The sequence below is a fragment of the Paenibacillus sp. 01T442 genome (assembly GCF_056398345.1).
This window is the reverse complement of record NZ_JBFTPF010000001.1, coordinates 17,075-31,411: the sequence shown is the minus strand read 5'-3', so window position 1 is coordinate 31,411 and position 14,337 is coordinate 17,075. Positions and strand designations below refer to the sequence as shown.

General features: G+C 48.6%; 14 protein-coding genes. 8 read left to right on the top strand and 6 right to left on the bottom strand.

Going from position 1 to position 14,337, the window contains the following annotated elements; translation table 11 throughout:
- Positions 1-109: 109 nt before the first annotated feature.
- Positions 110-1,024, bottom strand: a complete 915-nt coding sequence (locus AC1DLM_RS00220; protein WP_441987508.1) for a LysR family transcriptional regulator — start codon at positions 1,022-1,024, stop codon at positions 110-112.
- A 116-nt stretch (positions 1,025-1,140) separates the two neighbouring features.
- On the opposite strand from AC1DLM_RS00220, the gene AC1DLM_RS00215 reads away from it, so the two are divergent.
- The 6 genes from AC1DLM_RS00215 to AC1DLM_RS00190 all read left to right on the top strand — a co-directional run bounded on the left by AC1DLM_RS00215 (position 1,141) and on the right by AC1DLM_RS00190 (position 7,037).
- A complete protein-coding gene (locus AC1DLM_RS00215; protein WP_477568704.1) occupies positions 1,141-1,623 on the top strand; it encodes an HPP family protein in 483 nt (160 codons plus the stop codon).
- A 75-nt stretch (positions 1,624-1,698) separates the two neighbouring features.
- Positions 1,699-2,145 (top strand): cupredoxin domain-containing protein, encoded by a 447-nt coding sequence (locus AC1DLM_RS00210; RefSeq protein WP_171634480.1) that lies wholly within the window; start codon positions 1,699-1,701, stop codon positions 2,143-2,145.
- Between the two features lie 164 nt (positions 2,146-2,309).
- Positions 2,310-2,990, top strand: a complete 681-nt coding sequence (locus AC1DLM_RS00205) for a response regulator transcription factor (RefSeq protein ID WP_312886350.1) — start codon at positions 2,310-2,312, stop codon at positions 2,988-2,990.
- Positions 2,987-4,366, top strand: coding sequence for a sensor histidine kinase (locus AC1DLM_RS00200; protein ID WP_477568703.1), 1,380 nt, complete (start codon positions 2,987-2,989; stop codon positions 4,364-4,366). The genes AC1DLM_RS00205 and AC1DLM_RS00200 overlap by 4 nt, the downstream gene beginning before the upstream one ends.
- A gap of 74 nt (positions 4,367-4,440) precedes the next feature.
- Positions 4,441-6,648, top strand: a complete 2,208-nt coding sequence (locus AC1DLM_RS00195) for an MMPL family transporter (RefSeq protein WP_441987504.1) — start codon at positions 4,441-4,443, stop codon at positions 6,646-6,648.
- 71 nt (positions 6,649-6,719) lie between these two features.
- Positions 6,720-7,037 (top strand): dehydrogenase, encoded by a 318-nt coding sequence (locus tag AC1DLM_RS00190; protein WP_171634486.1) that lies wholly within the window; start codon positions 6,720-6,722, stop codon positions 7,035-7,037.
- An 883-nt stretch (positions 7,038-7,920) separates the two neighbouring features.
- Here AC1DLM_RS00190 and melA read toward each other — a convergent pair.
- Positions 7,921-9,219 (bottom strand): alpha-galactosidase, encoded by a 1,299-nt coding sequence (gene melA, locus AC1DLM_RS00185; protein WP_477568702.1) that lies wholly within the window; start codon positions 9,217-9,219, stop codon positions 7,921-7,923.
- A gap of 146 nt (positions 9,220-9,365) precedes the next feature.
- Between melA and AC1DLM_RS00180 the strand changes: the two genes are divergently transcribed.
- On the top strand, positions 9,366-10,229 hold the full coding sequence (locus AC1DLM_RS00180) for an AraC family transcriptional regulator (RefSeq protein ID WP_477568701.1): 864 nt from the start codon (positions 9,366-9,368) through the stop codon (positions 10,227-10,229).
- A gap of 56 nt (positions 10,230-10,285) precedes the next feature.
- Here the strand turns inward: AC1DLM_RS00180 and AC1DLM_RS00175 are convergent, their stop codons facing one another.
- Complete coding sequence (locus AC1DLM_RS00175; protein WP_477568700.1) at positions 10,286-10,633, bottom strand: hypothetical protein; 348 nt, start codon at positions 10,631-10,633, stop codon at positions 10,286-10,288.
- 87 nt (positions 10,634-10,720) lie between these two features.
- Between AC1DLM_RS00175 and AC1DLM_RS00170 the strand changes: the two genes are divergently transcribed.
- The gene (locus tag AC1DLM_RS00170; RefSeq protein WP_477568699.1) at positions 10,721-11,326 is read left to right on the top strand and encodes a hypothetical protein; all 606 of its coding nucleotides are present in this window, start codon (positions 10,721-10,723) and stop codon (positions 11,324-11,326) included.
- Between the two features lie 107 nt (positions 11,327-11,433).
- Here AC1DLM_RS00170 and AC1DLM_RS00165 read toward each other — a convergent pair whose 3' ends face one another.
- The 3 genes from AC1DLM_RS00165 to AC1DLM_RS00155 all read right to left on the bottom strand — a co-directional run bounded on the left by AC1DLM_RS00165 (position 11,434) and on the right by AC1DLM_RS00155 (position 14,183).
- Entirely contained in the window at positions 11,434-11,727 is a 294-nt protein-coding gene (locus AC1DLM_RS00165) for a Dabb family protein (RefSeq protein ID WP_441987499.1), read from the bottom strand.
- Positions 11,728-11,856: 129 nt separating this feature from the next.
- Complete coding sequence (locus AC1DLM_RS00160; protein WP_477568698.1) at positions 11,857-12,540, bottom strand: NAD(P)H-binding protein; 684 nt, start codon at positions 12,538-12,540, stop codon at positions 11,857-11,859.
- 20 nt (positions 12,541-12,560) lie between these two features.
- Positions 12,561-14,183 carry a sensor domain-containing diguanylate cyclase gene (locus AC1DLM_RS00155; RefSeq protein WP_477568697.1) on the bottom strand — a complete coding sequence of 541 codons (1,623 nt, stop codon included), beginning with the start codon at positions 14,181-14,183 and terminating at the stop codon, positions 12,561-12,563.
- Positions 14,184-14,337 lie beyond the last annotated feature (154 nt).

Genomic DNA, 14,337 nt, shown 5'->3' with positions numbered 1-14,337 from the left:
GTAGTTTTTCCTATTAAATGCCTAATACTTCCCCTATGAGGTCTAACTTGTACCCATTGCCTAATCTAATCTAATCTAATCCCATCCACATTCTATCATAGACATGCCGCTATCCTCTACTTGTATGCAACTCATTGCTGAAATAAGCCAAGATATGCGATTTGCAAGCTTCCACAGGTGCGCTGAGCTCTTTGCCGGCACGGTGAATCAGCCCATGTTCCAACGGAATCGCTGTCTCCGACTCAACGCGAAGCAACTGACCCGCTTCCAGCTCTTTCTGAACGGAAGTGACAGGCAGCAAGGAGAGGCCCATGCCGCACATCATCGTCTGTTTGAGCATTTCCGTGCTGTCGAAGGCCATTTCGGTAAAAGTAGCAAGCCCTTTGTCCGTCATCAGTACCTGAGAGGCCAATGATTGATAAATGCAGCGGCTGCCAAAGCCGATGACCTGTGTCTGTGCCAGCGCTTCCCAGCCTTCCAGCTCGATGCGCTTCACTAGCGCCGGAGCCCCCACCCACACCAATTCATCCACGAGCAACGGGATAAAAGTGAGATTTCGCACCTTGGGATCACGCGGCACAATGCCTAAATCTACACGGTACGCCGATACCTCCTGAACAATGTCGCGTTGAAAGCCCGTTTCCAGCTGCAGCTGGATGTGCGGAAACTGCTCGAACAACGTCGGCAGCATCATCGGGAGATGCGGCACGCAGAACGATTCCAGCGCGCGCAGGCGCACCACACCTTTGGGCTCTTGCAAGCCCGTTAGTTTCTCCTGTAAGGATTCTCCCAACTGTAAGAATCGATAGGCAAAAGGCGCCACCTCTCGGCCCGCTGCTGTCAATTCAACCCCGCGCGGCAACCGTGTAAAAAGCGCCTGTCCTAAGGTCTGCTCCAACTGAAGAATGTGCATCGTCACCGTGGATTGAACGTAACCGAGCTTCTGAGCGGCTTTACTGAAGCTCTTCTCCTCCATGACCGTAACGAAGGTTTTCATACTTCGTCCATCCAGTTGTTCCAGCATAACCAACATACCACCCATCGGATTATCAAATACTAGATATCATAATCATTCGTTATTCAAATACATAAACTCATGATACCATCAGGGATATCACGATGAAAAGAGGCACACCCCACATGTTCACTCGTCTTCGACTACGACTCTCTCCCCTGTTCATCAAACTCATCCCCGGCATCGGCGGCTTCATCGCCATCCTGCTGTGCAGCTTGCTCGGCGACTTCGCCCGCACCTCGCTGCTGATGGCGCCCTTCGGCGCCTCCTGCGTCATCGCCTTCGCGCTCCCGCAGAGCCCGCTCGCGCAGCCCCGCAGCCTCATCGGCGGCCACGTGCTGAGCACGCTCGTCGGGCTCTGCGCCCTCACCGCGGTCGGAGTGCACGCGTGGAGCCTCGCCCTCGCGGTCGGCGCCGCCATTACGCTCATGCAGCTGACGCGCACGCTGCATCCGCCCGCAGGCGCCGACCCGCTGCTCGTGATGCTCACGGGCGCCGGCTGGAGCTTCCTGCTCACGCCGGTGCTGCTCGGCGCAGCGCTGATCGTGCTCGTTGCCTGCGGGTACCACCGGGCAACACGCACCTCCTATCCTACCGCCTGGTGGTAGGAGCATAATTCCAATTCATGCGCTGACAAGCCCCCGCATAAGATGTACAAGACCCTTGTACAGGAGGCGGACCCTATGTCCCGAGTATGGATTGTCAAACGCAAGCATTTCTATCAGCTAGCAGCCGCACTTCTAATCCTTCTTATTGGATGGCTGTATGTGAATCGAGCAAGCATTTTGCCCACCTTCGCCGAACCCACGGCAGAACGCACCATTCACATGGTTGTTGGGGAGTTCAAATCCACCACAGCTGATGGCAAAACCATCGAGGCTTACCGCTGGGACCCTGGCACCATTGCCGTTAAGAAAGGCGAGCATATCAAGCTTAGCATCCTTGGCATCAATGGCGAGAGCCACCCCTTTTTCATCGAAGGACTCAATATCTCCGGTGAGATCAAAAAAGGCAAAGAAACCATCGTTCATTTTACCGCCAACCAAGCGGGGACGTATCGCCTCATCTGCATGACGCATACGGATATGGCGCATAATGGTCCGATGATCGGCTATATCGAGGTCTATTAAATGGCCTCACTGGTTCTGATGTTATTCGAGCTTTACCTTAAGCTTCTTCTGCTCCTCGAAACGTCCTCGACAGACGTCTCGATATCAGAAGTGGCATTAAGGTTTTTTTTCGTTTACACTGATGCCAAGCTCAATTGATTCCTTATGAAGAAGGTGCTTCCCCAATGAAAACACATATACTCGTCGCCGATGACGATGCCCATATTCGCGAACTCATGCGCTTCCTTTTTTCCAAAGAAGGGTATGCGGTCTTTGAAGCAAGTGACGGTGAGCAAGCTTCGAGGCTGCTGGAAACCGAACAAATTCATCTCGCCGTTGTCGATGTCATGATGCCGCTGCGGGACGGCCTGGAGCTATGCGCGGAAATCCGCGAGCATTACGATATTCCGATTCTTCTTGTGACAGCCAAAGGTGAGATTGAAGATAAAGAACGAGGCTTTGCTTCAGGCACCGATGATTACGTGGTCAAGCCGTTCGAGCCCAAGGAGCTCCTCTTCCGTACGCGTGCGTTATTGCGCCGATATCAGCTGGTTTCCTCGGAGATGATTACACTTGGTCAAACGGTCATCAACCGCAAAAGCTATGAAGTCACGATCGCAGGTGAAACACTGCTGCTGCCGCTCAAAGAATTCCAGCTGCTCGCCCAATTAGCGAGTCATCCAGGTCGCATTTTCACGCGTGAGCAACTGATTCAAATGCTATGGGGCACGGATTATGAGGGTGACAGCCGAACCATCGATGTTCATATCAAGCGACTGCGGGAGCGTTTTTATGAGAAAACAAGTGACTTTATGATTACGACGGTGAGAGGACTTGGTTACAAGCTTGAGGTGACGGAAGGATGAAAACATTATATTTTCGCATCGTTGTTACGTTTATTCTCATCGCGATGGTCAGTTCTGTGCTCGCTCTCTTTCTTTCGAATTGGTATTATCTAGCCAAATTAAGGGATCAGAACGAGGAACAAATTTGGAAAATAACGACGGAGATTCGCACACTTTATGAAGAAGTGCCTCAGGTCGAGCCTGCGACATTCTTCACACATATTGCCAATATGGGATTCCAGCTTTATGTCGTGAATGAGCAGATGGCGGGGACATTCTATGGAACGCCGTATAAACATACGCAGTTGGATCCAGAGCAAATTCAGCGTGTTTTAGCGGGAGAAACGTACCGTGGGATGCTGCAGGAGCGTCATCTTCTGATGGTTATCGGCTATTTTGAAAATAGCCTGCGCAACAGTATCGGTGTTCCCGTTCAGGTACAAGGGAAAACGTATGCCTTGTTTGTACGGCCTAATCTGGAACAGCAGATCGGCGGCGTGCGCATCCTGATGGCTTTCCTGCTCGGACTTACCTTCCTATTCAGCATCGTTCTCATCATTATTTTTTCCCAATTCATCGTCAGGCCTGTCAAAAAATTGCGAGAAGCTACGAAACGGATTGTTGGCGGCAACTACGAAATGAAGATGGACGTTTCCCGTCAGGATGAAATCGGGGAGCTTGCGCGAGATTTTACCTTCATGGCGCAATCGCTCAAACAGGTAGAAGCTATGCGGCAGGAATTCGTGGGCAATGTCTCCCATGAAATCCAGTCTCCGTTAACTTCGATTCAGGGCTTCGCCCAATCCATACTGGATCAGACGACCTCCGAGGAGGAGAAGGAGCGCTATCTTCATATCATTTTAGACGAAAGCAAACGATTGTCCTCCCTCAGTAAACAGCTGCTAACGCTAGCCTCATTAGATAAAGAGAGTCATGTAGTTAAGCGCACGATGTACCGGCTGGATGAACAAATCCGTCAAATTCTGATTCATACGGAGTGGCAATGGTCGGAAAAGGAGCTCGACATCGAACTGGATCTACCGGAAACCGACGTCTCGGCCGACCACCAATTGCTGCATCAAGTTTGGCTGAACCTCATTACGAATGGTATCAAATATGCTCGTCCTCATGACGCGTTACACATTGCGATTCGGTCATCAGAGACGGAGGTCACTGTCGTGGTGCGAGATACAGGGATTGGTATGTCAGAGACGGAGCTGCCTCATATTTTCACCCGCTTCTACAAAGCGGATCGCGCACGGAACCGCGCCAGTGCTGGCACTGGCCTTGGTTTATCCATTGTTCAGAAAATCATTGAGCTGCACGGTGGCAGCATTCATGTGCAAAGTGAGCTCGGCAAAGGGACGACGTTCACTGCCCGCCTGCCCCGAATGTAATCTTGCATTCATCATCCGTTCATATTCCTCTCCTACTATTTGAAGTAGATTTAGGAGAGGGGAATGAACCTGCCATGAAACATGCATTAACACGTCTTGCCCAGTTCGTTAGCAGTGCCAAAGGCGTCAAAATTGTACTCATTAGCTGGCTAGCTGCCATCCTTTTATTAAGCGCATTTGCACCATCTTCCAAAGAAGTCGCCCAAAGCGGCGGTGAAGGCAGCTTAGCTGGCCATACATTATCTGAAGAAGCTAAACAGTTATTACAAGAGGCCTATCCTTCCACGGACGGCTTAACTGCCATCCTCGTGTTCCATTCCGAGCACCCTATCACGACTGCTGAACGAGGCGCTATAACTGGCATCAGTTCGTGGCTGGCTTCTGATCAGAAACCGGCATACGTCACACGTTCTCTTCCTTTTCATCAAATGCCCGCGGCGCAACAAGAGCTCTTATTTTCCGCAGATCGTACAACGCTCTTGTTAACCGTCTCTCTCCAAAAGGATCTGGCATCTGGTCCTGTTTACGATACACTTGAACAGATTCGTCATAAGTCCGAGCAGCAAGGTTTGGGGGCTATGAAGCTTGACATCACAGGTCCTGCTGGCATTTCATCCGATACCATTATGCTCTTCAAAAAGGCCGATTTTGTGCTAATGCTCGCCACACTGGGGATCATTCTTATCATTTTAATCATCATATACCGATCACCGCTGTTGGCTTTGTTACCCTTGGTTATCGCAGGCATGGTGTATGCAGTTGTCGATAGGGTCATAGGCTTAGCAGGCAAAATGGGCTGGATTTTCGTCGAGAAGCAATCCCTCTCCATCATGATGATCTTACTTTTCGCTGTGCTGACCGATTACTGCTTATTTATTATTGCGCGCTATCGTTCCGCTCTGCGGACAACGGATTCTAAGTACGATGCGATGTCGAAAGCTTTCTCCAACGTGGCTGAACCGATTTTCTTCAGCGGCGGCACCGTGCTCATTGCCATGCTCACGTTATTCGCTGCTGTATTCAAGCCCTATCATAACTTTGCGCCTGTCTTCTCCATCGCGATGGTGGTTATTCTGCTCGGTGGACTGACGCTGATTCCTGCAATGTTTGCCTTGATTGGGCGAAAAGCTTTCTGGCCGTTTATTCCACGTACGGATGATGCAGTTCTTGTGAATGACGAGCCTCGCGGCTTCTGGGCTTGGGTAAGTACTCGCGTTACCTCAAAGCCGCGGATAACCGCTCTTGTTCTCATTATCGTTCTGGTGGCACCTGCGATATCTACACTAGGCATGCGCTACTCGTTTAATCTTATGAAATCCTTCCCTAGCGATATTTCTTCTAGACAAGGTTTTGACACGTTGGAGGCGCAGTTCCCTCCTGGGCAATTAGCGCCAGTTACTGTTCTTTTGGACGCGAAGAAAGAAATCGTTTGGGATGAGGCTTTTATTAGCAAAATGGATAAGCTAACTGGACTGATCCGTGGATCTGAGGGGATTAGTTCGCTAACACCGGGGGTCAATCAAGCTGAGTTAACTCCTGGGAATGCCAATTTACCTAAGCATACGATGAAGTTCCAGCTGATTCTGACAATGAATCCCTATGATCAAGCTGCGCTAGAAGTGATCTCTAGCTTACGTAAGAATAGCGATGCCTTGCTTGGGCAGAGTGGCTTCGAGGCCGGCCAGTTCACCCTGCATTACGCAGGCCAAACGGCGGAGCAGCTTGATGTCCGTTCGATGAATCAACGGGATACATGGGTTATTTTCTCACTCATTACCTTATTGATTACCGTTATGCTGATCTGGCAGGCCCGCTCCCTGCGATTGGCGCTTACCATGATGGCTACCATGCTGCTGTCCTACGCGGCTACGATGGGGGTTGTCTGGAGTGTGTTTCATTTCGGATTTGGACACGATGCCTTCAGCTACCGTCTGCCCGTGTACACGTTTATCTTTCTCATCTCGTTAGGCGTAGACTATAACATCATTTTGGTGTCTAGGGTGCAAGAGGAAGCGCGGCGCCATCCTTGGCGAGAGGCTGTGCAACGTGGCGCGGCGTTAACGGGCGGCGTCATCTCCTCCGCTGGCATCGTGCTGGCGGCGACCTTCTGTGTCTTAATGACGCAGCCGTTGCAGGAGCTGCTGCTGTTTGGTTTCGCCATGGCGGCAGGTATTCTCATCGACACCTTCCTCGTTCGAGGCATGCTGCTTCCTGCGCTGATGACCCATATGGGGCCGCGTGAGACTAAGACGACACATGCTCCACGAACTTGGGCGCAATAGGTCCTTGTCTCGAGTCGCTCTCCGCCCTCTCTGTGCATACACATAACAGAGAGAGGAGCGTCGATCCCTGTATGGTGTATCAGAAACAAAGTGAACGACATAAACAGCAGCTTCCCAACGCTCGTGCCATTCGGAGAGCATGCAACAAGGAGCTATATCGAACAGTGAAGCGGCTCAAGATTTGGCTCACCCCAGAGCAACTCAAGTCCGCTGAAACGATCTACGTGAAAAAAGTGATGCTGAATCTCCCCTTCATCGTCGAGAATGGCAGCAATCGTCGATTGCTTGCTGATTGGTTCGGCGAACACGTTGGCCCCGAGATCGCTCCTATATGGAACGTCGAGTTGGAAACTTTAAAAGAAGCATTTCGCGATGCGTTTGGTGGGTAGCGCGATTCAGCTGAGCAAATTGAACTAGTTCGAGCATGCGTGATAAGAGCGGTAACCCGCTCTTATTTGCGTTGCTGAAGCTTGGTTCCCGTTCCTACCAGCTCACTTCTTGCTACTTTCCCACTCTGCTCCTGCTCACTTCCTGCTTCTGTCCTCCCCAGTCCTCTCCAATCCCATGCCGCTCCTGCTCACTTCCTGCTACTATCCACGTCTGTCCTCTCCTACCCCATGCTGCTACTGCTGACTTCCTTCTCCTATCCACGTCTGTCCTCTCCTGCCCCATGCCGCTACTGCTCACTTCCTGCTACTATCCACTTCAGTCCTCTCCTACCCCATGCCGCTACTGCTCACTTCCTGCTACTATCCACTTCAGTCCTCTCCTATCCCATGCTGCTCCTGCTGACTTCCTGCTACTATCCACTTCAGTTCACTCCTATCCACTCACTCCAACCCAAACCTATCCCACTCTACTCCAATCACTCTCTTCACACACACTCCTCCCACTCTCCACTTTACTCCTATCTCACACCGCTCCCCTTTTCTGCCGCCTCCATACCGCTATGACGAGGGCCAAGTTCTACCCAACCAGCTAATAAATGGAAAAAATACAGTTAAATTCGCATTTCCCCTCCGATATTTTGAAATAAATGGAAAATATGTAGTTAATTTCACCCATTTTCAGCTAAACTGGCGGATACGTCAAAAATAACTACCGTTTTTCCATCTAATCGTGGTTTTCACCAACGAAGCGTGAAATTAGCTGTAGATTTTCCAGTTAAACAATGCGCCCGCCCCGGTGAGTTCATTTAGCTCTTCTATCAAAGCGGTAGCTAAATCAAAATAAAAAAGGCCGCGGGGACCATCATCCCCACGACCAAATTTCTTACTTATACTCTGGCAACCACTTGCCATGAGCCTCAATCAACTCATCGCACATCGCGACGATATCGTCCATTGACAACTCAGCTGATGTATGCGGATCCAGCATCGCCGCGTGATAAATATGCTCACGCTTGCCTGTAATTGCCGCTTCAATCGTCAACAACTGCGTGTTGATATTCGTGCGGTTCAGCGCCGCCAGCTGTGGTGGCAGATCCCCTACGTAAGTAGGTGTTACACCGTTACGATCAACCAAACACGGCACTTCAACAACAGCTTCACGTGGTAAGTTCGTGATCAAGCCGGTATTCATGACGTTCCCGCCGATTTTGAACGGTACATCCGTCTCAATCGCTTCGAAGATATACGAAGCATACTCATGTGAACGCACATGCGTCAAATTCGCATCGTTCACGAGATCCTCGCGCATTTTCTTCCAGCGGCTGATTTGATCAATACAACGACGCGGATACTCATCCAATGGAATGTTGAAGCGATCCACGAGTTCTGGGTAATTCCGCTTGATGAAATACGGATGGTACTCGGCGTTATGCTCAGAGGATTCCGTAATATAATGGCCGAATTTCAGCATCATTTCGTAGCGAACCATGTCTTTGTGTTTCTCTTTTTGCTTCTCAGCCGCGCGTTTCTTAATCTCCGGGTAGAGATCGACACCATCCTTGGACACTTCAAGCAGCCATGCCATATGATTGATCCCAGCGATTTTCGCTTTCACACCAGTTTGATCAATTTCCAAGTGTTTAAATAGCTCCGGTACACAAGTTTGCACGCTATGACACAAACCAACAGTGTTCACACCGCCATACGTGTTCATGACATTTGTCAAAACAGCCATCGGATTTGTGTAGTTAAGGAAAAGCGCATCTGGACACACTTCACGTATATCCGCAGCGAAATCCAGCATAACTGGAATCGTTCTCAAGTTTCTGAAAATACCGCCAATTCCAACCGTATCAGCAATCGTTTGACGCAAACCGTACTTTTTCGGAATTTCAAAATCCGTAATCGTACATGGATCATAGCCACCTACTTGGATCGCATTGACCACAAATTTGGCACCGCTCAAAGCTTCTTTACGGTTCGTGTACGATTTAATAATCGACGTACTTCCACTCGTTTTCTTGATGTTATTCAGCATGTTAGCAGAATCTTGTAATCGTTCGTGATCAATATCAAAGAGAGCGATTTCATAGCCTTGTAATGCGGGGGTAAGCAAACAATCACCAAGTACGTTTTTTGCAAAAACCGTGCTTCCTGCACCTAAAAAAGTAATTTTGGACATGTGATAATCTCCTCCAATAAACAATCTATTATTATATCCTTACTATAGCGCAAGCTCGCTTTGAAAAATATGGATTGAAACAACTCCAATATGGACATTTGTAGTTTTTTAGATTACGCTCAGAATAAAAACAAAGCGAGGCCCCTATGAATCAAGATCATACTTACTTCGACATCAGCATTAATCCTTTACATAGCAATCCAGACTTATCTGTCCTTTTCAGTGGCGAAGGCAAGCCCCACCCCCAGCACAAAATGGGGCCTGCCGTTCACGATTATTACTTGATGCATACGGTTCTCTCGGGGAAAGGCACCTTCGAAATGGGGCAGCGAACCTATGCTTGCTCCACTGGAGATACTTTTATCATTTATCCAGGTGAGTTATTTTCGTATACAGCAGATAGCATTACGCCTTGGCATTATGTCTGGGTTGCTTCCACTGGGCGCTCCGTCGATTCGCTTCTTTCACAAATCGGGGTCTCCCCACAGCAAGCTGTGGTATCGGGGAATAATCCTCGAACCATTCGTCACTTTTACCGTCATCTGCGCGCATGCTTCAACCAGACCTCTTTCCCCCAGTTAGAGGAACTGGAAGCTGAGGGCTGGCTGCGCCTGCTTTTTCGGGAGCTTGGACGTGTGAACACGCACCATATTTCTGCCAAGCCAGCAGCTGAAACCGATATCCAGCGCCAAATCGGACAAGCCATCCGCTATTTAGAGCTGCAGTACACACAAGCGGTCTCCATCGAGCATCTCGCTCGCAATTTGGGGTATCACCGCACCTATTTGTGCAAAATGTTCAAACAATACACCGGATTATCCCMGATGCAGTATCTTTTCAATATCCGGATGGAACGGGCCAAGCAGCTACTAATGACAACCGCCATGACCATCGATCAAGTCGCCTCCTCCGTCGGCTTCAATGATGCGCTCTACTTTTCGAAGCAGTTTCACAAGTGGAGCGGTTCTGCGCCGTCTGTGTATCGGAAAGAGCTTAGACAGCTTCCCTAATAGGCACTCACGCGGAAGAGCCTCCGCCACCCTGGCGAAGGCTCTTCCCACTTCCTCTACTTCTTCGAATCCACCAGCTTCTGAATCTTATCTTGCGCCGTTTTGATCGTCGTATCGATATCCTGATTTTTCAGCATCATTTTATCGAATTCCTCTTGCATCACTTTATCGACTTCAGCTTGATACGTCAGCGGTGTAGCTGCTTTGGCAGCCACCGTGTTTTTCAACACATAGAGTAAGGATTCTTTATCTACCATGGCAGGTGTTTTCGTTTTGGAGACAATCTGATCAACGACTTGTTCCAGGTTTGCCTTTTTCCAAGAAGGAATGAAAGGTCCCTGCACCAGCAGCCCGTACTTAATGAGTCCGAATGGGCAGAGAAAGCCGCTTCCTTCGGCATTCATCTTGGCGAAGGCAGCTGCTATTTCCCTGTCCTAGCCTTACCCGAGCGAATCGTCGATGTGGAATCACGCTTTGGTGGAGCTCATTTGGTGCAGTTCGTGCTTGATAACACCTTGAATGAGTCCATATCTACCGAGGGCTGCGTTAATCTGTCTCTGGATGAACGGCATGCGATCCTGCTGTTCCCCTTCCCCAGAACGTTAAAAAGAAACGTGCACGAGGAAATCCGTACCGCGCTCCGCCAGGCGCAGCAAGCCTTCCATCAATACATGCGTATCGATATTTCCCTTTATATCGGGGAGCTCTGTAACGATCTGCCGTCACTGAAAAAGCAAATCCTAACATTCTGGATGGTTAATCTCGTGATGGAGCTGGAACTCAAATATATCGTGATGCAGCACTTTGTTTCGAATTTCAAGGCGGAGCTGCTGCATCTGGGCGAGCGAATCAGTATGGAGGAAATGGCAGGACGGCTCGAAAGAAGATGTAGGGGGACGTGGTATTGGCACCTGACCACCATTAGACTGAATAAGAGCAAAAGCAGCCCGCCCTCTGACGAGGACGGACTGCTTCTGCTTGATTTCATGCTTATCCATCTCGGAAGGGAACGTAGATCCCTTATTCCCCGAATTTCGGGCAAATATCCAAAGTTGCGGAACGTGAGTACGCTATTCTCTCCAAATTCGCTGCTGTGAGGCCCAAAATGGTGAAATAGCGGAACCAGGTTCCCTTTCCTCCAGATTCCTTCCATTTTCGCCAAAATAGCGGATCTACGTTCCTTTACCTCGTTAACCCCATGCCTCTAAATCTCGATATCCACGATTAAGCTGTCTACACGGCCAACTTCACGAATATACGCGGCTACCGCTTGATGCTCCGGGTTCGGACCGTAAGCTGCCAATGCCGCTTTATCTTCAAAACGAACGGAAAGTACAACTTGGAAGCCTTGATTTTTCTCGGAGAAGTTAATTCCCGCTTGGATATCAACGATACCTGTCAGATGGGAGCGCAGCGCTTTGAAACGGTCAACTACCTCTTGCAGCTGCTCTTGCGTAGTTGTTTCAGCAAATTTAACAAGGACGATATGATCAATCATGATGTGAACCTTCTTTCTATACTCATTTAGGACATTAATATTGAACGACACTAATCTTAACAAAAACGCAAGCCGAGTACCACTCTCATTTTCGAGGAAAAGAGGCAGACACGCGGCTGTACAAGCTGATCATCTACCAGCAATAGAGGCAATCCGATCGGAGCTTAGCACCTGAACGCCCGTTTTCCCCGACTTGGCTGCTCTTATTAAGCCTGTAGCAATCGTTCGTGCATGAATGGGACGATACTTGCGAAGACGACCCGTCATCAGCGGAGCAATGGCCCGTGAAACGATGCCTCCCAGTTTCTCACCTAATCGGAATTCCCCACGGTTACCCAGAATGAGAGAAGGCCGAAGCAAGTGAAGTGAGCGAAGTCGCATCCCTCGCAGCTTATCTTCCACTTCACCCTTTACCTGATTGTAGAAAAAGGAGGATGTACGGTCTGCTCCCATGGCTGTTACAATGGCAAAGCTATCTGCTTGTCCCTTGCTCGCCACTTCAGCTAGCATGAGGGGATAGTCTCGGTCTACTCTGCGGAATTGCTGTTTCGAGCCTGCTTTTTTGATCGTTGTTCCTAAGGTACAGTAGACATGAGCATGCGCGAATTCCGAGGACTTCAGACTCTCGCCCAACTTAGCGAAATCAATCACGCGCTGCTCTAGTTTCCCCTGTCCATTCGGCTGATCGAGATCCATTTTCTTACGAACTAAGGCAATGATCTTATCATAATCCGGATCGTTCACTAGCTGTTTGATCAGTTCCTTGCCGACTAAGCCCGATCCTCCCGCAACAATCGCCGTTCTCCCTTTCATAGCACACCTCCGCGTCATATTTATACATGATCATCTTCATCATACAACCTTTTGGTGTCAACTTCGACACGATTTCTTCCACCTGATTTCGCGCGATACAGCGCATGGTCTGCCCTAGAAACCATATCTTCCAGCACCATCGTTCCGTATTCCAACGTCGGTGAGTATTCGGCAACTCCGATGCTTGCGGTTATTTTGACCGTTAACGACTCTTTGCTGTAAGGTTCATCTATTAAAATATTTCGTATTTCCTCAGCTACTGCAGCGCTCTCTTGCGCATCCTTCCGCAGTAATAACAGAATGAACTCTTCACCGCMATACCTCGCCACAATCGCATCCTCTCCCGCATACCGTCTTAGGATACTCGCGACATGATGGAGAACACCATCACCAACCAAGTGACCATACGTGTCATTAATTTTCTTAAAATGATCAATATCCATCATCAAGACAGAGCAGGTCTGTCCGGAGTAAATACACGACTGCAATTGCTTATTGCCTTCTAGCATCATATAGCGTCGATTATGAACATCTGTCAATTGATCCATCCATGCTGAATGCTCCAATAACGAAATGTTGGACTTCAAACGATCCGACATGAGATTGAATGTGGCCACTAATTGTCGCAGCTCCACAGGAGCTTTTCTAATTTTATCCACATTGATCTGATAATCGTAATTCCCCTTCTGAATGATCTTCGTGGCTCGCAGCAAATAGCGAATCGGCCGCTCAATCTTGGAGGCAATCATCACCGCAGCCGCGATACTGAGAAGCAGTGCAATCAAGGAAATGATAATAATCGTTATACTTAATTCATTTAACTTTCGAAAAACTTCTTTCTGGGTAATTTCCMCAACAACAAGCCAGTTTTTCCCTTGGGACCATTGGTATTGACCATACACGCTCTCCCCTCGGAAGCCAGTATACGCACTATGATCCGTACTGCTCGATACGGCACGATGATAGATTTCCGATGCCACACTTTGGGTAATTGCACCATTCTCGGAGCAGTTAGAGGCCGTTACAATATTGCCTTCTGCATCCAGCACATAGACTTCACCCGTATCTCCGAAGCTAAGCTGAGCCATCAGTTTATTCAACATTTCAAGTGTAATAATCCCCAGCACAATCCCCTTGAATTCACCGTGATCGCCAAGTACGGGAGAAGAAAATGTAATAACAGGTGCTCCATTATCTTTGGACATCACAACACCCGAAACAAAACTTTTCTTTTCCTTCCCGAGCCTGTAGTACTGACGATCACCCACATAAATCGAAGTCGTATCTGTGCGAATGTTACCATCCGGCTCAACGAAAGTAATCGATAAAAATTCCGAATTCACCTTGGCATAATCCTGAAACTCCCGTTTCAAATCACCTATGCGGTGGAACTTGGCATTATCTGAAAGTGCAAAACGTTTAATCGCATCCAACTTTTCCTGATTCCAACGTTCGATATATAAGCTCTGTAACGAAATCACTTGTTTGAGTTGAACTCTAGCCTCTTCTAACCGATTACTCTTCTCTATAAAGTAAAAAGGAACGATGATCGAAAAAGCCAGTACCACTATAATTGCGCTTATCCAGAGTTGAAGTCTTGTTTTAATGGTATGATCGGAAAAAAGAGAAAACATGTGCCCCATCGAGGTTTCCCCCCTTTTATTCTATATATCACCATTATACTTTATATTAGGGTGAAAATAGACAAATTCCGCTGATTTTCGGCATAAACGTACAAATATTTCGAAATATTACCCGTTTGAAAAGTAGGACCCTTTCGCTTATGCTAATTGGTAT

Coding starts and splice junctions, on each gene's coding strand:
- AC1DLM_RS00220 (WP_441987508.1), bottom strand. CDS start 1,024: ATGCTGGAACAACTGGATGGACGAAGTATGAAAACCTTCGTTACGGTC.
- AC1DLM_RS00215 (WP_477568704.1), top strand. CDS start 1,141: ATGTTCACTCGTCTTCGACTACGACTCTCTCCCCTGTTCATCAAACTC.
- AC1DLM_RS00210 (WP_171634480.1), top strand. CDS start 1,699: ATGTCCCGAGTATGGATTGTCAAACGCAAGCATTTCTATCAGCTAGCA.
- AC1DLM_RS00205 (WP_312886350.1), top strand. CDS start 2,310: ATGAAAACACATATACTCGTCGCCGATGACGATGCCCATATTCGCGAA.
- AC1DLM_RS00200 (WP_477568703.1), top strand. CDS start 2,987: ATGAAAACATTATATTTTCGCATCGTTGTTACGTTTATTCTCATCGCG.
- AC1DLM_RS00195 (WP_441987504.1), top strand. CDS start 4,441: ATGAAACATGCATTAACACGTCTTGCCCAGTTCGTTAGCAGTGCCAAA.
- AC1DLM_RS00190 (WP_171634486.1), top strand. CDS start 6,720: ATGGTGTATCAGAAACAAAGTGAACGACATAAACAGCAGCTTCCCAAC.
- melA (WP_477568702.1), bottom strand. CDS start 9,219: ATGTCCAAAATTACTTTTTTAGGTGCAGGAAGCACGGTTTTTGCAAAA.
- AC1DLM_RS00175 (WP_477568700.1), bottom strand. CDS start 10,633: ATGAATGCCGAAGGAAGCGGCTTTCTCTGCCCATTCGGACTCATTAAG.
- AC1DLM_RS00165 (WP_441987499.1), bottom strand. CDS start 11,727: ATGATTGATCATATCGTCCTTGTTAAATTTGCTGAAACAACTACGCAA.
- AC1DLM_RS00160 (WP_477568698.1), bottom strand. CDS start 12,540: ATGAAAGGGAGAACGGCGATTGTTGCGGGAGGATCGGGCTTAGTCGGC.